At 64.3% G+C, this 21,832-nt stretch carries 17 protein-coding genes; 4 read left to right on the top strand and 13 right to left on the bottom strand.

Annotated elements, in window-relative coordinates; genetic code table 11:
• Window positions 1-31: 31 nt before the first annotated feature.
• From FHR70_RS08615 to FHR70_RS08580, 8 genes are read right to left on the bottom strand one after another with little or no spacing between them, the layout of a single operon-like run.
• A complete protein-coding gene (locus FHR70_RS08615; RefSeq protein ID WP_183449145.1) occupies window positions 32-1,195 on the bottom strand; it encodes an ABC transporter permease in 1,164 nt (387 codons plus the stop codon).
• On the bottom strand, window positions 1,192-2,211 hold the full coding sequence (locus FHR70_RS08610) for an ABC transporter permease (RefSeq protein WP_183449143.1): 1,020 nt from the start codon (window positions 2,209-2,211) through the stop codon (window positions 1,192-1,194). The genes FHR70_RS08615 and FHR70_RS08610 overlap by 4 nt, the downstream gene beginning before the upstream one ends.
• On the bottom strand, window positions 2,208-4,121 hold the full coding sequence (locus FHR70_RS08605) for an ABC transporter substrate-binding protein (RefSeq protein ID WP_183449141.1): 1,914 nt from the start codon (window positions 4,119-4,121) through the stop codon (window positions 2,208-2,210). Before FHR70_RS08605 ends, FHR70_RS08610 begins: the two co-directional genes overlap by 4 nt.
• Window positions 4,118-5,983: an ABC transporter ATP-binding protein gene (locus FHR70_RS08600; RefSeq protein ID WP_183449139.1), complete on the bottom strand. Its 1,866-nt coding sequence runs from the start codon at window positions 5,981-5,983 to the stop codon at window positions 4,118-4,120. Before FHR70_RS08600 ends, FHR70_RS08605 begins: the two co-directional genes overlap by 4 nt.
• Before the next feature lie 30 nt (window positions 5,984-6,013).
• Entirely contained in the window at window positions 6,014-7,954 is a 1,941-nt protein-coding gene (locus FHR70_RS08595; protein ID WP_183449137.1) for a glycosyltransferase, read from the bottom strand.
• The gene (locus FHR70_RS08590; RefSeq protein ID WP_343058762.1) at window positions 7,951-9,081 is read right to left on the bottom strand and encodes a glycosyltransferase family 4 protein; all 1,131 of its coding nucleotides are present in this window, start codon (window positions 9,079-9,081) and stop codon (window positions 7,951-7,953) included. Before FHR70_RS08590 ends, FHR70_RS08595 begins: the two co-directional genes overlap by 4 nt.
• Window positions 9,078-10,349, bottom strand: coding sequence for a glycosyltransferase family 4 protein (locus tag FHR70_RS08585; protein ID WP_183449135.1), 1,272 nt, complete (start codon window positions 10,347-10,349; stop codon window positions 9,078-9,080). The genes FHR70_RS08590 and FHR70_RS08585 overlap by 4 nt, the downstream gene beginning before the upstream one ends.
• A gap of 8 nt (window positions 10,350-10,357) precedes the next feature.
• Entirely contained in the window at window positions 10,358-11,614 is a 1,257-nt protein-coding gene (locus FHR70_RS08580) for a glycosyltransferase family protein (protein WP_183450166.1), read from the bottom strand.
• Between the two features lie 176 nt (window positions 11,615-11,790).
• On the opposite strand from FHR70_RS08580, the gene FHR70_RS08575 reads away from it, so the two are divergent.
• The 3 genes from FHR70_RS08575 (at window position 11,791) to FHR70_RS08565 (ending at window position 16,211) form a co-directional block, all read left to right on the top strand.
• Complete coding sequence (locus FHR70_RS08575) at window positions 11,791-14,511, top strand: ABC transporter transmembrane domain-containing protein (RefSeq protein WP_183449133.1); 2,721 nt, start codon at window positions 11,791-11,793, stop codon at window positions 14,509-14,511.
• The gene (locus FHR70_RS08570; protein WP_183449131.1) at window positions 14,508-14,954 is read left to right on the top strand and encodes a Crp/Fnr family transcriptional regulator; all 447 of its coding nucleotides are present in this window, start codon (window positions 14,508-14,510) and stop codon (window positions 14,952-14,954) included. The genes FHR70_RS08575 and FHR70_RS08570 overlap by 4 nt, the downstream gene beginning before the upstream one ends.
• A gap of 174 nt (window positions 14,955-15,128) precedes the next feature.
• The gene (locus FHR70_RS08565; protein ID WP_183449129.1) at window positions 15,129-16,211 is read left to right on the top strand and encodes a transglycosylase SLT domain-containing protein; all 1,083 of its coding nucleotides are present in this window, start codon (window positions 15,129-15,131) and stop codon (window positions 16,209-16,211) included.
• Window positions 16,212-16,238: 27 nt separating this feature from the next.
• On the opposite strand, the gene FHR70_RS08560 is transcribed toward FHR70_RS08565, so the two are convergent.
• From FHR70_RS08560 to FHR70_RS08550, 3 genes are all read right to left on the bottom strand, one after another.
• Complete coding sequence (locus FHR70_RS08560) at window positions 16,239-16,904, bottom strand: DUF924 family protein (RefSeq protein WP_183449127.1); 666 nt, start codon at window positions 16,902-16,904, stop codon at window positions 16,239-16,241.
• Between the two features lie 169 nt (window positions 16,905-17,073).
• Entirely contained in the window at window positions 17,074-17,310 is a 237-nt protein-coding gene (locus FHR70_RS08555) for an Lrp/AsnC ligand binding domain-containing protein (RefSeq protein WP_047189580.1), read from the bottom strand.
• An 85-nt stretch (window positions 17,311-17,395) separates the two neighbouring features.
• On the bottom strand, window positions 17,396-18,700 hold the full coding sequence (locus tag FHR70_RS08550; RefSeq protein WP_183449125.1) for a UDP-glucose dehydrogenase family protein: 1,305 nt from the start codon (window positions 18,698-18,700) through the stop codon (window positions 17,396-17,398).
• Between the two features lie 169 nt (window positions 18,701-18,869).
• Here FHR70_RS08550 and FHR70_RS08545 point away from each other — a divergent pair, with 169 nt between their 5' ends.
• Window positions 18,870-19,883, top strand: coding sequence for an asparaginase (locus tag FHR70_RS08545; RefSeq protein WP_183449123.1), 1,014 nt, complete (start codon window positions 18,870-18,872; stop codon window positions 19,881-19,883).
• Between the two features lie 5 nt (window positions 19,884-19,888).
• Here the strand turns inward: FHR70_RS08545 and FHR70_RS08540 are convergent, their stop codons facing one another.
• Window positions 19,889-20,680: a bestrophin-like domain gene (locus FHR70_RS08540; protein ID WP_183449121.1), complete on the bottom strand. Its 792-nt coding sequence runs from the start codon at window positions 20,678-20,680 to the stop codon at window positions 19,889-19,891.
• A 161-nt stretch (window positions 20,681-20,841) separates the two neighbouring features.
• Window positions 20,842-21,825: a methylmalonyl Co-A mutase-associated GTPase MeaB gene (gene meaB / locus FHR70_RS08535; protein WP_183449119.1), complete on the bottom strand. Its 984-nt coding sequence runs from the start codon at window positions 21,823-21,825 to the stop codon at window positions 20,842-20,844.
• Window positions 21,826-21,832 lie beyond the last annotated feature (7 nt).

The following is a 21,832-nucleotide window of genomic DNA, read 5'->3' as shown; positions in this document are numbered from 1 at the left end:
TCCCTTGAGCCGAGGACAACCGGTTATGCGCCTAATGATAAGGATCCGCCGCGTCGCGCAAGCCATCGCCCATGAAGTTGAAGGCGAGAACCACGAGGACCACCGGCACCATCGGGAAGAGAAGCCAGGGGTGCAACTGCACGGCCGCGAGGTTCTGCGCCTCGTTGAGCAGCACGCCCCAGCTCGTCACCGGCGGCCGCAATCCCAAGCCTAAGAAGGATAGGGCGGTCTCGCCGAGAATCATGGACGGGATCGAGAGCGTCGCCGAGGCGATGAGGTGGCTCATGAAGTTCGGGATAAGGTGACGCGCGATCACGCGCTGCTTGGACGCTCCCATCAGCTCCGCGGCCTTCACGAAGTCCTCCTCGCGCAGGGACAGCAGCTTTGAGCGCACCGCACGGGCAAGGCCCGGCCAGTCGAGCAGGCCGAGAATGATCGTGATGCCGAAGAACACGAGGATAGGGCTCCAGTTCGGCGGCAGGGCAGCCGAGAGGGCAAGCCACAGGGGCAGCTCCGGAAGGGAGCGCAGGATCTCGATCGTGCGCTGGATCACGTGATCGACCCAGCCGCCGAGATAGCCGGCAAGGCCGCCGAAGAAGAGGCCGAGCGTGAATGAGACCGCAATGCCCACGATGCCGATGGTGAGCGAGATGCGCGCGCCATAGATGATGCGCGACAGCAGGTCTCGCCCGAGCCGGTCGGTGCCGAGCAGGAACATCGTTCCGTTCTCAGGCGGGCAGACCAGGTGGACATTCGCCTGCCACATCCCCCAGAATTCGTAATCGTCACCCCGGCAGAAGAAGCGGATCGGCTGCGGCTTCGAGGCGTCGACCGTGTAGACCCGGCGGAAGTTCTCCAGGTCGAAGCTGTAGGTATAGGGATAGACGAAGGGACGCATGAGCTGCCCCTCGTGCATCAGGTGTATCCCTTGCGGTGGCGCATAGAGGAAGTCGCCGTGCCGCTTGGTCTGGTTGTAGGGAGCGATCACCTCGACGAAAGGCACGAGCGCATAGAAGGCGAGCAGCACGAAGGCTGCGGCGAGCGCCACCTTGTGCCGCCGGAACTTCCACCACATCAGCTGCCAGGACGAGGCGCGGTAGAAGCTTTCGCTTTCCGCGCCCACGGGCTCCGTGGCGCCCGGGTCGAAGGGTGCGGGATCGACGTAATGGCGCTTCGACGTGATGGCCGTGTTCATCGTGCGCCTCCCATGCGGATGCGTGGGTCGAGCCACGCCAGCAGCAGGTCGGAGACGAGCATGCCCACGACGGTGAGCACGGCGACGAACATGAGGATGAAGCCCGCCAGGAACTGATCCTGGCTCTTCAGCGCACTGAGCAGGATCGGCCCGACCGTCGGCAGGCTCAGGACCAGCGACACCAGCACCGAACCGGAGACGAGCTGCGGCAGCAGATTGCCGATATCGGCAATGAACGGGTTGAGCGACATGCGGAACGGATATTTCAGCAGGGCTTTGGTGGGGCCGAGGCCCTTCGCCTTCGCGGTCACGTAATATTGCTTGCCCAGCTCGTCGAGCAGGTTCGCGCGCATGCGCCGGATCATGGCGGCGGTCCCGCCGAGCCCGATCACCACCGTGGGAACGACCAGATGAGAGAGAAGGGACTGGATCTTGGGCCAGCTCCAGGGCTCGCCCGCATATTGCGCATCGTAAAGGCCGCCGATGGAGATCCCGAACCAGCGGTTCATGTAATAGAGCAGGATGAGCGCCAGCAGAAAGCTGGGAGTCGCAAGCCCGATATAGCCGATGAAGGTGGCGATATAGTCACCCACCGAGTACTGCCGCGTCGCCGAATAGATCGCAATCGGGATCGCCACGAGATGGATGAAGATCACCACTGCGAGATTCACGAGAAGCGTCAGCCACAGGGCATCGCCCACCACGTCCACGACGGGCTTGTCGTATTCGAACGACCAGCCCCAATCGCCCTGCAGAAGGCCGGAAAAGCCGTTCGGGCCCGGCATGACGCCGAGCCAGACCAGGTATTGCTCCCAGGCCGGCTTGTCGAGGCCGTATTGCCGGATCAGGAACTCGGCCTTGGCGATGGAGGCGGATTCGCCCTGTGCCCGCAGCTCTGCGATCTGGTTGGTCAGGAAGTCGCCCGGCGGCAGCTTGATGATGAAGAACACCAGGGCCGAAATGATCAGCAGGGTCACCGCCATGGTGACGGTGCGACGCAACAGGAAGCGGATCATCGACGGGCCTCTTTGCCGGCGGCTTTGTTCCAGTAGACCTCATCGAGCCGGTAGATCCCGAGCATCGCGGTCGGCTCCCAGCTGTAGAGGGCCTTGGCGGGAAGACCCTGGAGGCCGTTTCGCACGACGATGGGCTGCAGGGCGCCCGCGATGGTGCCGATGATCCACTGGTTCTCGACGTGGTTCTTCAGCATCTCGTGCCAGGCTGCTCTCTGGACCACCCGGTCTCCGGTGTTCATCCAGGTCTCATAGGATTTGAGCAGGCGTTCCGCTTCCGGAATGTCGACCGGCTCGCCGTTCTTGCCCTTGGTCTCGATGTACTGTCCCCATTTCGGCCACGCATAGTTGTCCTGCCGCATGGGAGCGAGCTCGGTTGGGGGCATGAGGGCCGTGGGAATCGCGTTGTCGAGGCCGGGGGCTGCCACCATCACGGTGAGGCCCGCATAGGAGCGGTTGCGCAGCACCGTCCGGTCCTGCGGCTTCACGAAGAGCCGCACGCCGATCTCGCGCCAGAACTCGCCGATGAGGGTGAGCCCGTCCACCACGAGGCTGCTCTCGCCATCGGTTTCGACGATGATCTCCAGTTCGCGCCCGTCCGGCAGCAGACGGATGCCCGCGCCATTGCGCTTGGTCAGGCCGATCTCGTCGAGAAGGCGCGAGGCCTGATTGGGATCGTAAGTCGCGTGCTGCGTCCGCAGCTCCGGCATGAAGAGGGGACTTTCTGCCACGATGGTGTTGTTGCCCTCGACGCCGAGCCCGAAGAGCAGCGCGTTGTTGAGGGTCTTGCGGTCGATCCCGAGCGACAGGGCACGCCGGAAGCGGATGTCTCGATTGAGCTGGCGCCAGACCGGATCCACCGTGTTGAGATTGGGATAGAGCGCAAGCTCCGTGCCGCGGGCATAGGGCCAGAGGAGGGTCGTGTAGCCCTTCGCCTTCTCGCCTTGCTTCAGAACGGGGATGTCGCCCATGGACAGGCCGCGGAACAGCAGATCCTCCTCGCCCGCATTGGCTTTCGCGGCAAAGAGCCCGCTGGCCGATACATCCATCAGGATCCTATCGACGTAAGGAAGTTGCCGGCCCTCGGCATCGACGCGGTGGTAATAGGGATTGCGCTCGAAGATAAAGCGGTTCGCCGGCGCCGCATTCATGACGCGCCACGGCATGAGGGTCGGCAGCGCGGGATTCGTCTGCTCCTTCATGTCGTCCATGCGGTTGTGGAGTGCGGCCCAGGACTTCAGCTTCTGCTGCTTGGCCTTGTCCTCGAGAGCGGCCTTGTCGGCATATTTGGCGTGGAACTGCTTGAGATAGGCGGAAGCCCGATAGATGCCGGGATCGAGCGGGCCTGCCAGCTGCGGAAGGAAACGTGGATTCGGCTTATCCCAGCTGTAGCGCACGGTGCGCTCGTCCAGGACCTCGAAGCGAGGGGGCTTCCCGTCCACCAGCATGAACTCGGGCGGGCCGGCGGGCGAGAGATCCAGGTTGTGCGCCACGTCCTCCCAGTAGTAGCGGAAGTCCTCCGCCGTGAAGGGCGAACCGTCGGACCAGCGATGGCCCTCGCGCAGGGTAAAGGTGAAGACCCGGTCGCCGTCGTTCTCAAGCTTTTCCAGGAGGTCGGGCTGGAGGTCCAGGTTCCGGTCGTAGCCGACGAGGCGCGTATAGGTGAAGGTCGAGATATAGCGGATGTCGCGCGGGCGGGGCACGAGGGTGATCATGTCGCCGCCATACTGCCCGGACGAGCCGACCACGATGGGGGTCTTGGGGAGCCGCTCGGCCATCGGCGGCAGCTTCTTGTCCTGCGGCAGGTCGGCGAAGAAGGGCGGCTCCTGGTAGTTCTGGGCCCAAGCGGGCAGCGCCAGCCATCCGAGCGTCAGGCCTAAGGCGAGCGTGGTCTTGCGGATGTTGAGCATCATGCAGCCTCCCGGGCTGACAGGCGCCCCATGCGGACCTTATGGCCGGGCTCGATTTCCTTCATCACCCCGAATTCGCCAGGCTGGATGCGGAAGGGCTCCGGCCATTCGGAGGGCTGCGAGAAGCGGCCCGTCCGCAGCTTGGTGAAATCGAGGGGCCGGTCGATATCCGGATCCGGCACGGCTGCGAGCAGCGCCTGAGTATAGGGGTGAACCGGATTGCGGAACAGCGAGGATTTCGGAGCTTCCTCGACGATGTAGCCCCGGCACATGACCGCGATCGTGTCGGCGATGTAATCCACGACCGCGAGGTTGTGCGACACGAAGAGGTAGGAGAGGCCGAGTGCGGCCTGCAGGTCCTTGAGCAGGTTCAGCACCTGTGCCTGAACGGAGACGTCGAGGGCGGAGACCGGCTCGTCGCAGAGCAGAACGCGCGGCTCAAGGGCCAGCGCCCGGGCGATTCCGAGGCGCTGGCGCTGGCCGCCGGAGAAGGAATGCGGGTAGCGCCGAAGCGCCCGCTGGTCGAGCCCCACCATCTCGAGCAGATGCTTCACGCGCTCATAGCGCTCGTCCGACGTTCCAATGTCATGAATCCGCAACGGTTCGGTCAGAAGCTCGTAGACCGTCATGCGCGGATTGAGGGACGAGAACGGGTCCTGGAAGATGAACTGCACCGAACGCCGGTAGGTGGTCAGCGCCTCGCCTTCGAGCTTGTGCACGTCCTTGGGGCCGGTGCCGTCATCGAACAGAACCTTCCCGGCATCGGGCGTGATCGCCCGCATGATCATCTTGGACACCGTGGTCTTGCCGCAGCCGGATTCGCCGACGAGACCCAGGGTCTTGCCTGCCGGAAGGGCCAGGTCCACCTCGCTCACAGCGCGGATCTCCCGCGTCTTGCCGGAGAACCAGCCGGACCGGAGCGTGAAGGATTTCGTGAGGCGCTCCACCTTCAGGATCGGGCCAGCCTGCTGAACGAGCTTCGGCGCATCGGCACTGGCGAGTCTCGCGCTTTTCACCTCGCGGATCGGCGTCAGACGCTCGTGCTCCGCCATGGCGAAGCGCGGCACCGCACGCATGAGCGCCTGGAGATAGGGATGCTGAGCATTGCGGAAGATGTTTTCCCGCGAGCCGGCCTCCATGATCCGCCCGCGGTACATGACCACCACCTCGTCGGCCACGTTGGCCACCACGCCGAGATCGTGGGTGATGAGGAGCACCGACATGCCTGTCTCGACCTGCAGCTCCTTGATGAGGTCGAGGATCTGCGCCTGTGTCGTGACGTCGAGCGCCGTCGTCGGCTCGTCGGCGATCAGCAGGGCCGGGCGCGTGATGAGCGCCATAGCGATCATGGCGCGCTGGCGAAGGCCGCCGGAGAGTTCGAACGGGTAGGTTCTGAGCGCCCGCTTCGGATCGGGGAAGCCCACCCGGTTCAGCACGTCCATGGTGCGCTGGTTCGCCGTCGCCTGATCGACGTCGGCGTGGATCATCAGCGCCTCGGAGATCTGGTCGCCGATAGTGTGGAGCGGCGACAGGGATGTCATCGGCTCCTGGAAGATCATGGCAATGCGCCCGCCACGCAGGGCGTGCATGGCGTCGCTTTCAGCCGGCAGCGCCGCGATATCGATGCTTCCGCCGTTCGACGGGTCGTTGAAGAGAAGGGATCCGTTCGTGATCCTGGCCTTCTTCGACAGGATCTGGAGGATGGCCTGCGCGGTGACCGATTTGCCGGACCCGGACTCGCCGACAAGCGCCACCGTCTTGCCTTTCGGAATGTCGAAGGTCAGGCCGTCGACTGCCCGGAAATTTCCGGCATCGGTGCTGAAGTCGACCGTCAGCTGGCGAACCGACAGGATAGGCGCTTCCATATGCTCCTCCAGACTTACGAGCATAACGCATCAAATCCCATTAGATCGCAAATGTGACCCTGTTTCCATTCCGAAACACGCATCAGGCCGCAGGAAGTAGATGTCGCGCGCTGCAAGGTACGCGATAAGCCTTTCGGATAACGTCCAGATGACCTCGTCGTGGACGCGATGATGAGTCAGGAACCCTATGGGTTCATTTCGGTCGGCCTCGCCGGCCACCCGTCGGTCAATGGCCGCCACAAGGCCGGCAATCATCTGTTCAGGCTTGACCGCACTGCGGCTGCCACGCCAGTCGATGGGATCCACATGGGTGTTGATCTGGAGCAGGGCTTCCGCAGGAGAGGCGACATTCCGGTCCGTGAATGTGGACAGGCCTGTAAAGCCAAGGCGTGGAAGGTGCGGGATCAATTCAGGAGAGATCCGGTTCCAGGGCGGCACGAACACAGGCAGCAGCTTCGCTCCGAGATGGGCACGCGCGACTTGAAGTGCGCGCCGTGCTTCCGCCACCATGGTCTCCGCAGGGCGATGCGCGCCAAATTCCGCCTTCTTGGTCTCTGGAGGAGCATGATTGTCGTGGCTCCAGCCATGCACGAGAGCAAAGGCCGAGCATTCATCCGCAAGCCGTGGCGCCAGGGAACCTTGAAGGCTGCTTGGAATGACAGCTAGGCCAATCCCGGCATTGTAGCGCCAGGCCAGTGAGAGAAGTCGGTCGAGGGCAGGGCTGTCGGCCACCGCATCGTCATCCCGCCACCAGAAGCGAAGGGCGCAGCCCTGATCTTTGGCCCGCTTCAACGCGGTGTTCAGAGGCGCCCAATCTATGGCTGAGTGAAGGGCGGGTCTGGACAGGATCAGGTTTTCTGCGATGGCAACGCTTTGCCGTGCCCCGTCGATAATGATGGGTGGAGGAGTTGATAAGCGCCGCGAAAGCCCCTGGCGGATCGCCTTCGCCAAGAGCGTTCCCGACAGCTCGTCTTCGGAGACGATCTCGGCGAGACCCAAGCCTTTGAGGCGCTCGGCCCGCAGGCGCTGCTCGGTCTCGTGGCCGGCCTCGAAGGGAACGAGAACCGACCGCACGCCACAGCGCAGAAGGTCCACCACTGTGTTATAACCGGCTTGGCTGATGGAGATCTGAGCGCTAGCGAGCAACGTCCGGAAATCGGGCCTCGCCCGCTCGACAACGGCATGGGCTGGGGCGTTGTCCTGGAGTGTCTGAAAGTCCTCTTCTGATACACCTCGCCCGACGAGGATGCGCCAGGGGCGCTCGGGTACCAGATGGGCTGCTTCCAGCACGGCCCGGTAGAGCGGCAGGCTCGCGGCGCTCGATCCGCCCGAGACCACAATGCCATGCCGGTGGCCCTCGGGAACGGGACCCTCGTTCTCGTCCACATATCCGGTATAGCGGATATGTGGCCTGATCCTCTTATCCACCGGCCATGAAGCCTCCAGGGGAACGAGGCTTGGGTCGCCGTGGACGAGGATGGCGTCGTAGCGGTGACGGATGCGCTCATGCGCCTGCTCGATGCGCTCGGCCTTCGTCGGCGCCACCAGAATGTCGCGGATCGAGCACAACACGAGCGGGCGTGGCTTCAAGGCCCGTGCAGACTCGATCAGCGCCAGGAACTCATCCGCCAGCACCCGGCGCCCGAACGGAAAGAGCTCGGTGATGAGGATGTCGGGGCGGGTGCGGTGGAGCGTGTCGAGCAGGAGCGCGCGGCGCTGATCGAGATAGGACTGGTCGACCGGTTGGAGGTTCTCGTCGAGCAGCGTTTTGAAATCGGTCCCGACGGTGCGCAACGGGGGCAGCTGAACCAGCTCCGCTCCGCCGAGATCGGCCAGACGGGCAGGGGTTCCGCCCGAGACGAGGGTGGTCTCATGCTCCTTTGCCGCGAATGCACGCGCCAGGGCGGCAGCCCTGGTCAGATGGCCCGCGCCCAGCAAATGTGTGACGGCGATGAGAACGCGCAATGTCATGCTCCCACTCTAGCCGTGAGCGGTTCGAGCGCATTGCGCAAGCGCAAAGCGGCATGATCGAGATCGCGCTCCTCCCGTATGAAGCGCAGGGCATGGATGCCTAAGCTCCGGAGCCGGTTGCGATCCTGCAGGAGAGCGCTCAAGGCATCGGCAAAGGCCGCGATGTCGCCGGGTGTTGTCAGCACGCCGGTTTCCCCATGCTTCACCACGCTGGCGACGCCGCCATAGGCACCGGCCAGCACCGGGCAGCCCATGGCCTGAGCTTCCAGCAGCACCATGCCATAGGCCTCGTTGACGGCAGGCCATACGAAGAGATCGGCCCTTTCATACAGCGCTCTCAGATCGGCCCTGTTCTCGATCTGGCCGTGGTAGCGCACGCGGTCGGCAAGCGATGCGAAAAGCTGCACAATCTCCTCCCGCGCGTCGCCGTCGCCCACGATGTCGAGCGACCAGGGCAGATGCCGCAGGCGTTCGAGGGCAGCGGCAAGAATGCCATAGGAGGCGAGCTTGTCGCCCTTGCGCATCATGGCGACGGTGAGCAGGCGCGGTTCGCTGGCGGGCAAGGGAGGAGTGCTCGGTGCGGGCCAGTCCTGGGTGTCAAGGAACGGCGGAAGATCGACCAGCACTTGGCGCTGTGGCCGTGCCGCTTCCAAGGCCTGCCGGTCATGGGCTGTCATGACGAAGATCGCATCAGCGCAGTCGAGAGCGGTCTCCGCTCCCTCATGTCCCAGGGACCAGGGACCATGCGCACGCTTTGCGGCCCGCGATCCTTCCGCAACGACATAGGGAATGGTCAGGGCCTGGGCGACCTGCGGACCGATCCAGTCTGGGGCCTTGTAGTAGACGTGGTAGGTGAACCAAAGGCAGGGACGGCTTTTCTCCGGCAAGGCGCGGTAGTGCGCGATGAGGTGTGAGGCCTCTTCACGCGACTGCTGCCTGATGATGGCCTGACGCTGCGGGTCGCCAGCTTTGTCGAGGGTGCGCAGCTCGCTGGCGAGCGTCGGTGCATAACCCGCCCGGTCGAGAGCCTTCACCAGCAGGCGCGCCATGGTGCGGTCCCCCGATGGAAGCGGATGGTTCGGGCTCTTCAGTGGGGCGTAGAACGCCACAGGCCGTGCGTCGGTCACACCCGCTCCGGCTCTCTCTGCGGGTTGTCGGTCACGGCACGCAGGCGCGCCTCCAGAACATCGATCCCGCCTTCCATGGAAAAGTCGCGGCGCAGGCGCGCGAAGGCTGCGGAGCCGAGAAGCCTGCGCCGTTCAGGGGCGCGGGCGAGCAGGTTGACGGCGTTGGACAAGGCCTCCCAATCTCCCGGCGGAACCAGTTCGCCCTCTGAGCCGCTGCGGATGAATTCCGGAATCCCGGCGAAATCCGTCGCCACGATAGCGAGCCCCTGGCTTGCCGCTTCCATGATCACGTTCGGCAGGCCGTCACGGTCGCCCGACTTCGCCTCCTTGGACGGCAGCACGAACAGATCCGCCTCCCGGAGGAGGGCGATGATGTCGGGCTGCGCCTTGGAACCGAGAAACGCCACCTTGCTGGCGATGCCGGCCCGTTCCGCCTGTTTCTTGAGGCTGCCCAGCAGTTCGCCGCCGCCCACATGGGCGAAGCGCCAGTGCAGATCCGGCGGCAGCGCGGCAAGGGCTTGGATCAGATCGCCATAGCCCTTCTTGGCCACAGCCCGTCCGACGGATACGATGCGCAAAGGATCGAGCGGGTCCGAGCCGTCGCGGGCGGGGCGGCTCTCGGGCGGTGACGGAAAGCGCGAGAGATCGAGCCCGTGATAGACGAGCGACACCCGTTCCGGCCGCGACAGCGACTGAAGGTTCGCGGCTCCCTGGGCCGTGCAGGTCACGCCCCAGTGCGCCTCGTCCATCTTTTCCCGCTTCTCCCAATCCGGCGTGGTCCAGATGTCCTTGGCATGGGCCGAGAAGGTCCAGGTCCGTCCGGTCAGGAGCGCCGCATAGCGGACGACGGAAGCCGGCGTGTGCAGATAATGCACATGCAGGTGCCGCACATCCGCGGGCAATTCCCGGGCCATCGCAAAGGCCTGGCCGAGGCGGCGCACCCGGTTGGCTGTGAGGTCGCGTTTCAGGTCGCGCCAGAACGCCTTGATCGTCGTCCCGAAGCCTTTCTGGCCCATGCTCCAGAAGGCGCCGCGCAGCACGCGCAACGGCTCCTCGTAAAGGTATTCCGGCAGATAGCTGACCTTCGCCCTGATGGCCTTGTGCATCGGATGGACGACCCGTTCCGTCGGGTGGCGCAGAGACCAGATCTCAAGATCGAGACCGCGCTGCTCGAGGGCCTGGATCTCCTGGGCGATGAAGGTCTCAGAAAGACGTGGATAACCTTTCACCACGATGGCGATGCGTCGGGCTGTGATTGAGGGAAGCATTCTTCACGCTACTCGGCCGCTTGATGATAGGCAGGGGCAAACCGGTTCCGGGATTCGGCCAGCACTTTGAGCCGTTCGCACACTTGGTCAAGCCCGTCGAGCAGACCCGGGATCACCACCTCCGACGGGCGGGGCTGGGAGGAGAGGGCGCGCAGGGCGGCGGCCATGCGCTCGGGCGTGCGCGGCTCGTTGTAGTCGCTCAGCATGCATACGAGGCCGAGACGCTCGGCCTCCACCGCCCGGATATACTGCTCCAGCCGGGGCCGCGTGCGCGGGACGATAAGGGTGCGCTTGTCGAAGGACAGGGCTTCGCAGAAGGTGTTGTAGCCGCCCATGGCCACCACCGCGTCGGCTTTCTTCATGAGCCATTCTATCTTGTTGTCGAAGGACATCACATCGAGCTTCGGCTGCCGGGCGATGCGGTCGACGAAGGAGCGGCGCTTGTCTCGGTCGATGAACGGGCCGAAGAGAATCAGGGCCGGCTGTTCAAGGTTTGCATCGGCCTCATAGGCCGAGATCACCCAGTCGATCAGGTCGTCCCCGTCGCCGCCGCCGCCGGTGGTCACCAGGATGAAGGGCTGCTTGGTGATCTTGGGGTATTTGGTCAGGGATGGGGTCGGCGGCACATCCCGGCGCAGGTAGCCGGTATAGGTGATCCGGCTTTCCACCTCCGGGGGCAGGTCGAGCGCCTTGAGCGGCTGATAGACGTCCTTGAGGCCGTAGACCCAGATCTCGTTGTAGTAGCGGATCAGAGCCGTTTTTGCGCCCTTGCGCTCCCATTCCGGGACAAGGAGGGCCGGCTCGTCCATGACGTCGCGGATGCCGAGCACGAGACGGCAGCCGGTCGCCTGCAGATAGTCGAGGGCCGGCACGACCTCGCCACGGAACCCCGTGGGCTCCTTGTCGACGATGAACACGTCCGGCTGGAAGGCCTTGGCTGCCTGGAGAATGAGCGCCTGGCGCAGGCCCACCGCCTCGTCCAGGGTCACGTTGAGATTGAGGCTGCGGTAATCACCGTCCGGCAGCTTGGTCACCCCCGGAATGCGGATGTAGTCGACCCCGCTCTCGAACTCGAAGTTGCCGATCACGGGCGATCCCGAGATGATAATCACCGAGGTGCCCGGCTGCGCCTCCACGATGGCATTGGCAAGCGCCCGCGACCGGCGCAGATGGCCGAGCCCGAACGTGTCGTGGCTGTAGATGAGAACTCTTGCTCCCGGGCGGGACTTGACCAGGGGCAGGCCTGTCTCTGTTCTCGGCTCCATGACCGCATTTGCCATGCAGGCTTCCCTTGGTGGGCAAGAAATGGAAATTGGTGTATCGTTTATTGACGTTAGGCCAGCTATCTCTACCCTTGCAATAGCCCCCCTCGTCAAACTATGGCGATGCCACAGAACGGAAAGAGGGATCACAGGCACATGAAGATGGCATCACCCGGCTGATGGAAAAGAGCCTTTTCCGCTATATCTGGACACATTCCAAGCGCGATCAGATGATCATCTGCGCCGTCGTGCTGGCGTCCCTGCCGTTTTATTTCATGTCGCTCGATCTGCCTCGCCAGATCGTGAACAAGGCTATCCAGGGTGAGGCCTTCCGCGACGGGAACCCGACCGCGCCTCTCCTCCATCTGGCCTTCGACTGGCCGAGTTGGCTGGGTGGCGGCACATGGGAGATCTTCGAGGGGTTTCAGGTCAGCCGCGTCGGCCTGCTCATGGGCCTGTCCTTCGTGTTCCTGTTCTTCGTGATCGTGAACGGGGCCTTCAAGTACTGGATCAACGTCTCCAAGGGCGTTCTGGGCGAGCGTATGCTCCGGCGCATGCGCTTCGACCTGTTCGCCATGGTGCTGCGCTTCACGCCGGACGCGGTCAGAACCGTCAAGTCCTCCGAGACCGCCACCATCATCAAGGACGAGGTCGAGCCGATCGGCGGCTTCATCGGCGATGCCTTCATCACCCCCGTGTTCCTGGGCACACAGGCCATCACGGCCCTCGTGTTCATTATGGTGCAGAACGTCTGGCTCGGCATGATCGCGCTCGCGGTCATCGCGGTGCAGTTCACGATCATCCCGCGGCTGCGGCGCGAATTGCTGCGTCTCGGCAAGCAGCGCCAGCTCGCGTCCCGTCAGCTGGCCGGGCGCATCGCCGAGGTCCTCGACGGGATCGAGGTGGTGCATGTTCACAATGCCTATGGCTGGGAAAGGGCCGAGATCGGGCACCGCCTCTTCAATCTCTTCACCATCCGCTTGAAGATCTATAATCGGAAGTTCTTCGTCAAAACCCTCAATAACTTCCTGGCCCAGCTGACGCCGTTCTTCTTCTATTCCATCGGCGGCTATTTCGCCCTGCGCGGCACCCTCGATATCGGCCAGCTCGTCGCCGTCATCGCGGCTTACAGAGAATTGCCGCCGCCCCTGAAGGAACTGATCGATTGGGACCAGCAGCGTCTCGACGTCCAGGTGAAATACGATCAGGTCACCCAGCACTTCGCCGAGGACAGGCTTGGCCCGCTGCTCGAAACGCGTGAGCCTGAGGAGGCGGATAAGCCCCTGGTCGGTCCACTTGTGGGCGAAGACATCCGGGTCGCGGGACCGCATGGAGACCTGATCATCGAAGGAGGGCGCTTCGCGGTCGAATTGCCAACAAGCATCGCGCTGATCTCGAATGGCGGTGCGGCCGCCAGCCTCCTGGCGCGCATCCTGGCCCGCCGAAGCCTGGAGTTCAGCGGCCGGATCCGCATCGGCGAGCGCGACCTGACCCAGCTCCCCATTCCCGTCACCGGACGCAGGATCGCCTACGCGGGCGTGGATCCGATCCTGTTTCCCGGCAGCATTCGCGACAATCTCGTCTACGGCCTGCGCTCCAAGCCCCTGGGCCGGCTGAAGGAAGACAGGCAGGAGATGGACCGCCGGATCGCGGAGGCGCTCAGAACCGGCAATCCGATCGAAAGCATCTCCGATCAGTGGGTGGATTACGAGCGTCTCGGTGTGAGGGACGAGAACGAACTGGATCGCATCCTCCTCGATCTCCTCGACAGGGTCGGCATGGGCGATACGATCTACCTGTTCGGCCTTGCCGGCCGGATCGATCCCGAGCGCCATACGAGCCTTGCGGAGCGCCTCGTCGAAGCGCGCCACCGCCTCCGGGACACATTCCAGTCCAACGGCATGGCCGATCTGGTCGAGCCCTTCGATCCGGCGCGCTACAACAGTCAGGCGACGATCGCGGAAAACCTTCTCTTCGGCGTGCCGATCTCCGACGAGTTCAGGGGGCGCAACCTTGCCGACAACGCTCTCTTCCGCAGCGCCATCGACAGGGCGGACATGACGGACGACCTCGTCCAGATGGGCCTGCAGATTGCCGAGACCATGACCGAGATCTTCGAAGGCCTGCCGCCAGGGCATTCCCTATTCGAGCAGTTCTCCTTCATCGGTGCGGACGAGTTGACCGAGTTCGAGGCCATCCTGCGCCGGCGCGGTCGGGGGGAGGGCACCCTGAAGCGTGAGGACCGCACACGGCTCCTGTCGCTGCCCCTGGCCTATATCGAAGCCCGGCATCGCCTGGGCCTTCTCGACGAGGCCATGACGGGCCGGATCGTCGAGGCACGGGGGCTCATCCGCGAGGTTCTCGAAAAAGCCGGGTCGGCTGGGGTCGAATTCTACGATCCGGAATGGATCTGCGCGGCCGCTCCCTTGCGGGACAACCTCCTGTTCGGGCGTGTCAGCTATCAGGTGGCCAACGCCCGCGCCCGCGTCGCGGAGGCTGTGGCGGCGGTCGTTCGCGAACTCGATCTTCAGGAAGAAGTCGAAAGGATCGGCCTGGATTATCAGGTCGGCACGGCGGGACGACTCCTGTCGCCGCAGGAGCGAGCGAGCGTCAACCTTGTCCGCTGCTTGGTGAAGCGTCCCGACATTCTCGTGATCGACGGCGCGCTCGCGCCGTTCGACGAAGCGCGCAGCCAGCAGCTCATACAGCTGCTTCTCGACCTTTTCGACCAACAAAGCCTGTTCATGGTGCTCCCGAATGATCGACAGGCTGACGCCTTCGATGTTCAGATGCGCTTCCGCGACGGACAGATCATCACCAACGAGACGGCCGCTTCGGCTCCAAGGCCCTCCAGGCCTGAGCCGAAGGCCCCCCAGAGGATAGCAGGAGAGGTGGCATGACCCTTGAGACGGAAGTTCAGTCCTTGCGGCAGGTCCCGATGTTCCGGGACGTGGACCCCGCTCGTCTGAAACTTCTCGCCTTCACCAGCGAGCGGGTGCAGTTCGCCGACGGGCAGCGGTTCTTCTCCCAGGGAGACCCGTCCGACGCCGCCTATGTCATTCTCGACGGACGGGCCAGCGTGCTGCTCAACACCCCTGGCGGGGACATTCAGGTGGCGGAACTGGGGAGCAACGCCCTGGTGGGCGAGATGGGCATCCTGTCCGATACCCCACGCTCGGCCACGATCATGGCGGCCGAGCCGACCACGGCGCTTCGAATCGACAAGAGGGTGTTCCTGGAGCTCTTGGCCCAGTTTCCCCAGATGTCCTTGGCTATCATGCGGGAACTGGCCAAGCGCCTCGAGCGGACCAATGCACAGCTTGTCGCACAATCCTCATCCTGAATTTTTTGGAAGAAACCTGAAGATTTCCCGGGGAAAAGCCGGACAAGGTTAGCGAAAGCCTACTTTTTATGGCCAAGCTGACCGATTCTCGACACATCTACCCGTCAACTCTTGTCCCACAACGACACAAGGGAAGGCCTGATCATCCGATCGGGTCATGCGGGATAAGTGATGATGAGTAACGCGAGAACGCTGCTATGCGCAGTTCCGCAGCCTGTTGCGGACGTGCGCAAAACCGGAAGTCGCCGCTCAATCCATCTTGCCCTGGTCGCAGGCCTCATCATGGGCTTCCAGGGCCTCACGGCAGGACCGGCCGCCGTCGCCACCATCCCCACCGCCCTTCTGGCGCGGCCTGCCGCAGCCCCGCAGGTGCAGGCCGATATCACCGGCTCGGTGGTGACGGCGTCGGCGTCTTTCACCCCCAAGCTTGCCAAGGATCCGGGTCTCTTCAACGCGATCCTCGATGGCGCCTTCTCCATCGTGAAGCCGCGGCCCGAGAGGCCGGCATCCCCCACGATCTCTGAGACCGAAATGGGGGATCCCGATGAGCTGATCCCGTTCAACGGCCGTAAAGTGCCGCGCTGGCTGGTGCATTCCATCCTGAAGGCAGCCCATGCAACGGGCGCCGATCCGGTCTACATGATGACCTTGGCGGATGTGGAATCGAGCCTCTCGCCGGAAGCAAAGGCCCGCACCTCCTCGGCCCAGGGCCTGTTCCAGTTCATCGACAGCACCTGGATCGAGACCGTCTACCAGCACGCTGCCGATTACGGCTTCAAGGCAGCCGCGGATGCCATCCGCTATGTGAACGGCGAACTCGCCGTCGAGGCTAAGGACCGCGACTGGATCATGAGCCTGCGCACGGATCCCTATTTCTCGGCGCTCATGGCCGGCGAGCTTATCAAGGACGTGGAGCGCGCTCTGCAGGCGCAGGGTGAGCGGGAGCTGGCTGAGGCCGAGCTCTACCTTGCCCATTTCCTCGGGGCTTCCAGCGCAGTCCGGTTCCTCGAAGTGCTGGATCAGGACCCGAACATGAAGGCCTCCGCGCTCTTCCCGAAGGCGGCTCGCGCCAATGCCGGGCTCTTCATGGAAGGCAAGGGCCGCAAGCGCCGCGCTGTGAGCGTCGCCGAACTCTACAACAAGATCGACTCGAAGATCGTCCGCCGCCTGGACGGGTATGAGGGCATCGGCCCGTATCTCGCCGAGATCACCCGTCAGGCCGAGCGGACCGCCGAGGCAACGGCCGTCATCCAGTAAAGAGGGCGGCCACACGCGTGGGGTCTCTTACCCGACTGCGCTGATCGCCGATGAGGCCGAGGCCGGCAGCGTGCGCATATGCACGAAGTCGCCTTTCGCCAGATAGGTCAACTCCTCCGGCGTGGAGCTGCGGCCCAGAACCGGGTTGCGATGCGGGAACCGGCCGAAGCGGGTAATGACCTCGAGATTGGCCAGGGCCTGGCTCAGCGAGAACTGCCAGACGGGCTTGAGGTGCTCGGGAGCCTCCTCGATCGCCCGCTCCGAGATCGCCGCGATGCGCCTCATCCGCTCCAGATGATCCGGCCCCTCCGTGTGGGCGAGGGGGAGCAGGTGGAAGAACCGCTCATAGGGGCTCCGCAGGGCATCGTAATGCCCGTTCCGCAGGCCGTCCTCGGCGATCTTCAACGCATCCTGGTCCGACGAATAGGCCTCGGCCGCTCCGGCGAAGATGCCGCGAGGGAACTGGTCCAGAACGATGATGAGCGACAGGCGCCCAAGTGGCGTTTCCTGCCAGTGGTTCAATTGCCCGGATCGTGCCGCCTGCACCACAGGCGCGAAACGTATCAGCTCCGCATTGGCACCCCCGCGCATCCACCAGGCGAGCATCTGCCAATGGGCGGCGATGTCGGCAGTCGAGAGATCGACCGGGAACCAGAACCGGTAGACCTGTTGCCAGTCCATGCGAGGTGACATCGGCCTCTCCTTGAAGAATGCCCGATGTTATCCCGGCTAGCGGTCACGTGCTGTGCTTGGAAACACCTGAAACCTGGCCAAACATTCGGCCATTCTCGTCACCATGGGACGCGGCCGCGAATGAGATGGTTTATCGTTCCCGACCGGACCCTGACGTCAGGCCAAATCTTCAGAACGCCTTGAAGGTGATGATGGTGTGGGTGTCGGCGATTTCGGGAATGCTCTGGACGTTCTCGGCGATGAAGTGGCCGATATCGACGCCGTCATCCACATGGAACTTGGCGAGAATGTCGTAGTTGCCGGCGGTCGAATAGATCTCGGACGCGATCTCCCGGTCCGCCAAGGCGTTCGCGACGGCGTAAGTCTTGCCGAGCTTGCACTTGATCTCGACGAAGAAGGTCTGCATGGGCCGCTCCCGGTAGCGCTGTCTCTAAGATGCCTCTCTCATGGCATCGGCGGGACCGGCGCGCAAGCCGATCCCCGATCCCGGCTCAGGGGCGTCCGATGCTCACATAGGTGAAGCCGTGGCGGCGCATCTCGTCGGGGCGGTAGACGTTGCGCAGATCGACCACCACCGGGGAGGCGAGAGCCGCCTTCAGGCGGCGCAGGTCGAGCGCCCGGAACATGTCCCACTCGGTGACGAGCACCAGGGCATCGGCATCGCGGGCGCAGTCATAGGCATCCCGGGCATAGGTCACGTCCGTCAGCATGGAGCTGGCCGCCTGCATGCCTTCCGGATCGTACGCCTTCACCCGGGCGCCCGCATCCTGCAGGGCCGTGATCACGTCGAGGGAGGGGGCGTCGCGCATGTCGTCGGTGTTCGGCTTGAAGGTCAGGCCCAGCACCGCCACGGTCTTGCCCCGCACGGAGCCGCCGCAGGCCGCGATCACCTTGCGGCCCATGGCGCGCTTGCGCTGGCTGTTGACCGCCGCCACCGTCTCGACGAGACGGATCGGCGCCTCGTGGTCCTGGGCCGTCTTGATCAGGGCGAGAGTGTCCTTCGGGAAGCACGAGCCGCCATAGCCAGGGCCCGCATGCAGGAACTTGGCGCCGATGCGGTTGTCGAGCCCGATGCCGCGGGCCACGTCCTGTACGTTGGCGCCTACATGCTCGCACAGATCCGCGATCTCGTTGATGAAGGTGATCTTGGTGGCGAGGAACGCGTTGGCGGCGTATTTCGTCAGCTCCGCCGTGCGCCGGGACATGGCGAGCACGGGCGACTGGTTGAGATAGAGCGGCCGGTAGATGTCGTTCATGACGCTCAGGGCGCGCTCGTCATCGGTGCCGATGACGATGCGGTCCGGGCGCTTGAAATCGGCGATCGCCGCGCCTTCGCGCAGGAATTCCGGGTTGGACACCACGGCGAAATCCGCCTCCGGCCGGGTCTCGCGGATGATGCGCTCAACATCGTCGCCGGTGCCGACCGGCACGGTGGATTTGGTCACCACCACCGTGTAGCCATCGATTGCCGCGGCGATGTCGCGGGCGGCCTGATAGACATAAGACAGATCCGCATGGCCGTCGCCGCGCCGGGACGGGGTGCCGACAGCGATGAACACGGCCTCGGCGGCCCTGACCGCCTGGGACAGGTCGGTGGTGAAGGTGAGGCGGCCCTCGCGCACGTTCTTGGCGACGAGCTCGGCCAGGCCCGGTTCGAAGATCGGTATCTCGCCCCGGTTGAGGGCCTCGATCTTGGCCGGATCCTTGTCCACGCAGCAGACCTCGTGACCGAAATCCGCAAAACAGGCGCCGGAGACCAGGCCCACATAGCCTGCTCCGATCATCGCGACATGCATCAGGGGCTCCCCGCTTGTTGGAACCTCCGGTTTAGGGTGGCCAGGGCTCAGCCGCAAGCCGTCGTCTGCTGCGATTTCGAGGCAGTTTTTCGCTCTTTTGCAACAACGTCCCCTTTGACTTCTGCCATGAGTGCCTCCACAACACCGCCGCTTTTCAAACGGGGCATTGATGGACAATCCATTTCTTGTCGAGGTCACCCGCGGCCATCTGGTCGAGTCGCGCCACAGGGGCAGCATCTCGGTGGTGGACGCAGAAGGGGCCACGGTTTTTTCGATCGGCGATGTGGACCGGCGCGTTTTTCCGCGCTCGGCCATCAAGGCGCTTCAGGCCATGCCGCTGGTCGAGAGCGGAATCGCAGATAAATACGGCTTGGTTGACGAGGAAATCGCTCTGGCCTGCGCGTCCCATTCGGGCGAGCCGGAGCATGTGAGGGTGGCCGCATCCATGCTTGCCAAGGCGGGCCAGGACGCCGGTTGCCTCGAATGCGGCACCCACTGGCCCATGGGCGAGGCCGCGAACCGCGCCCTGGCGGCCTCTGGGGGAAGCCCCAGCGCCCTGCACAACAATTGCTCGGGCAAGCATGCGGGCTTCATCTGCCTCGCCTGCGGCCAGGGGGACAACCCCACGGGCTATGTGCTGGCGGATCACCCGGTCCAGCGCAAAGTGCGCGAGACCCTGGAGGACATCACGGGCGCCTGCCACTCGATCGAGAAGAGCGGCATCGACGGCTGCTCGATCCCCACCTATGCGATCCGGCTTCCGTCGCTCGCCTTCGGCTTTGCCCGCTTCGGCACCGGTATCGGCCTGCCGGGCGAAGGCAAGGCGGCGGCCGCCCGCATCCGCAAGGCCGTGGCCCGGCATCCCTTCATGGTGGCCGGCACCGGCCGCTTCGACACCAGGCTGATGGAGCTGTTGGGCGAGCGCGCCTTCGTGAAGGTCGGCGCGGAAGGCGTCTATTGCGCCTCGTTCCCGGAACTCGGCTACGGGATCGCCCTGAAGGCCGATGACGGCAATGCCCGTGCGGCAGAGGCCATGATGGCCGGCCTCGTTCTTCGGTTCCTCGAGTTGGGCCATGACGAGCGCAAGGCCGTCGAAGCCCTGGCGCAGCCTGTGCTCAGGAACTGGAATGGCATCGAACTCGGCCAGATCCGGGTTTCGTCGGAGATCACGGGCGCGGCTTGATCGCTTCAGGGCCGCGGCTGCATCTGCTGGCGGGCGTGGATCAGGTCGTCCGGCTGCAGACCATGCGCGCCATGGAACGGCCGGTCGAGCACGCCGACCATATAGACGACCAACCCGACGAAGATCATCAGCACGCCGCCGAGAATGAAGTGAGTCGTCCGCTTCAGGTCGAACAGCCACAGGATAAAGACGTTCAGGCAGGCGCCGACGATGACGACCGACCAGATCACCTTTGGAATGCTGGTTCCGGCTGCCTGGATGCGCAGGCGGCGCTGTTCGATGAAATCCTCGAAGATCCGCAGGGCCGCCTGATGGACCATGTCCTCGCCCGAAGCCCGATTGGGATTGAAGCTGAGGAGCTGGCGGCTCAATTGATCGACCAGCAGCGTTCCGCGCGTTGAGGCCTGGTTGCTGCGCTGGGACACCCACCCTGGTCCCGTCTCCTCGTCCGCATATTGGCGCAGGGTATCCGACATGGCAGTGCGGAGCGGCTCCGGATAACCGCTGAAGGTGCGGTAAAGCGCAATGATGCTGGAGGCTTCTCGCGCCACCGCGTCCTGCGCCTTGCCGTAATTATCGAACACCGCGATGGAGAGCAGCGCGAGGAGAACGCCGTAGTAGAGTGTGAAGGAGTTCAGGAGCAGGCCGACAATCGTGTTCGGATCCCGCTCGCCCCGAAGCAGACGTCCGACGGCAGGCTGCAGCAGCGCCGAGCCGATCAGGGTCGGCACCAGGAAGAAGAGGCAGACGATCACGGCGCCCAGAAAAATGGGCAGCTGATGCAGCCTGTCGATCACGACGCGGTTCGCTCTCTTCGTGGCTGACGATCTTGTCCGGTTCATAGAAGCGGATTTCCAGCCCGAGATCAGGTGCGATTCCGGATAGGGCAACCCTGGACCATGGCCAAAGCATCGGACGCGGAAAGTGGATCTGCACCTTTGGGGTCAATCCGATGCTTCTAAATCCCCAAGAGCCTCACGATCTCACTGGCTCCGGCATCCGGCGACAGGGTGCCGTCGGCAATGGCGCGCTCGATCTCCGGCACGCGCTGGCGCAGGGCCGGATCGTGGTAAAGGCGCTCGTAGAGGCGCTCATGGACGAGCGCCCACATCCATTTGGTGTCCTGCGCTCGCCTTTTCGACGCCAGTTCGCCGGTCGCCTCCAGGCGCTTGCGATGGTCGAGCACCTTGGTCCAGAGCTCGTCGAGGCCTTGGCCGGTCAGTCCCGACACCGTCAGCACGGGAGGCGTCCAGGTCGGCGAGGCGGGGGCCAGGATGTGCAGAGCGGCCTTGTACTCGGCGGCGGCGGCCTTCGCCTTGACGCCCGCATCGTCCGCCTTGTTGACGGCGATCAGGTCGGCCAGCTCCAGGATGCCCTTCTTGATGCCCTGCAACTCGTCGCCGGCGCCCGGCAGCATGAGCACGAGGAAGAAGTCGGTGAGGTCGGCCACCGCCGTCTCCGACTGCCCGACGCCCACGGTCTCAACGAGGATCACATCGAACCCGGCAGCCTCGCAGAGCAGCATCGTCTCCCGGGTCTTGGCCGCGACGCCGCCCAACGTCCCGGAGGAGGGCGAGGGGCGGATGAAGGCGTTCGGGTCCGTCGCGAGCCGCGCCATCCGGGTCTTGTCGCCGAGGATCGCCCCGCCCGTGCGCGTGGAGGAGGGATCGACGGCAAGCACCGCCACCTTGTGCCCCTTCTCGGTCAGCATGGAACCGAGCGTATCGATGGTGGTCGACTTGCCGACGCCCGGAACGCCCGTGATGCCGATGCGCACGGCTTGGCCAGTCCGGGGCATCAACTCCTGGAGCAGAGAGCGGGCGGCCTCCCGGTGATCGGGACGGCGCGATTCCATCAGCGTAATGGCGCGCGCGAGCGCCGCGCGGTCGCCGTTGGCGACCATCTCCGCCGTCACTGCTGTCTTCTGAGAGCCCCCGGTCATGGGGAAG

This window comes from Microvirga lupini, from assembly GCF_014191055.1.
In the GTDB taxonomy this organism is placed as follows: domain Bacteria; phylum Pseudomonadota; class Alphaproteobacteria; order Rhizobiales; family Beijerinckiaceae; genus Microvirga; species Microvirga lupini_A.
The sequence above is the reverse complement of the archived record's forward strand: the minus strand, read 5'-3'. Positions and strand labels throughout refer to the sequence as shown.

Excerpts from the sequence above, each read along its gene's own strand:
- FHR70_RS08615 (WP_183449145.1), bottom strand. The coding sequence starts at position 1,195 with ATGAACACGGCCATCACGTCGAAGCGCCATTACGTCGATCCCGCACCC.
- FHR70_RS08610 (WP_183449143.1), bottom strand. The coding sequence starts at position 2,211 with ATGATCCGCTTCCTGTTGCGTCGCACCGTCACCATGGCGGTGACCCTG.
- FHR70_RS08605 (WP_183449141.1), bottom strand. The coding sequence starts at position 4,121 with ATGATGCTCAACATCCGCAAGACCACGCTCGCCTTAGGCCTGACGCTC.
- FHR70_RS08600 (WP_183449139.1), bottom strand. The coding sequence starts at position 5,983 with ATGGAAGCGCCTATCCTGTCGGTTCGCCAGCTGACGGTCGACTTCAGC.
- FHR70_RS08595 (WP_183449137.1), bottom strand. The coding sequence starts at position 7,954 with ATGACATTGCGCGTTCTCATCGCCGTCACACATTTGCTGGGCGCGGGC.
- FHR70_RS08585 (WP_183449135.1), bottom strand. The coding sequence starts at position 10,349 with ATGCTTCCCTCAATCACAGCCCGACGCATCGCCATCGTGGTGAAAGGT.
- FHR70_RS08580 (WP_183450166.1), bottom strand. The coding sequence starts at position 11,614 with ATGGAGCCGAGAACAGAGACAGGCCTGCCCCTGGTCAAGTCCCGCCCG.
- FHR70_RS08575 (WP_183449133.1), top strand. The coding sequence starts at position 11,791 with ATGGAAAAGAGCCTTTTCCGCTATATCTGGACACATTCCAAGCGCGAT.
- FHR70_RS08570 (WP_183449131.1), top strand. The coding sequence starts at position 14,508 with ATGACCCTTGAGACGGAAGTTCAGTCCTTGCGGCAGGTCCCGATGTTC.
- FHR70_RS08565 (WP_183449129.1), top strand. The coding sequence starts at position 15,129 with ATGAGTAACGCGAGAACGCTGCTATGCGCAGTTCCGCAGCCTGTTGCG.
- FHR70_RS08560 (WP_183449127.1), bottom strand. The coding sequence starts at position 16,904 with ATGTCACCTCGCATGGACTGGCAACAGGTCTACCGGTTCTGGTTCCCG.
- FHR70_RS08555 (WP_047189580.1), bottom strand. The coding sequence starts at position 17,310 with ATGCAGACCTTCTTCGTCGAGATCAAGTGCAAGCTCGGCAAGACTTAC.
- FHR70_RS08550 (WP_183449125.1), bottom strand. The coding sequence starts at position 18,700 with ATGCATGTCGCGATGATCGGAGCAGGCTATGTGGGCCTGGTCTCCGGC.
- FHR70_RS08545 (WP_183449123.1), top strand. The coding sequence starts at position 18,870 with ATGGACAATCCATTTCTTGTCGAGGTCACCCGCGGCCATCTGGTCGAG.
- meaB (WP_183449119.1), bottom strand. The coding sequence starts at position 21,825 with ATGACCGGGGGCTCTCAGAAGACAGCAGTGACGGCGGAGATGGTCGCC.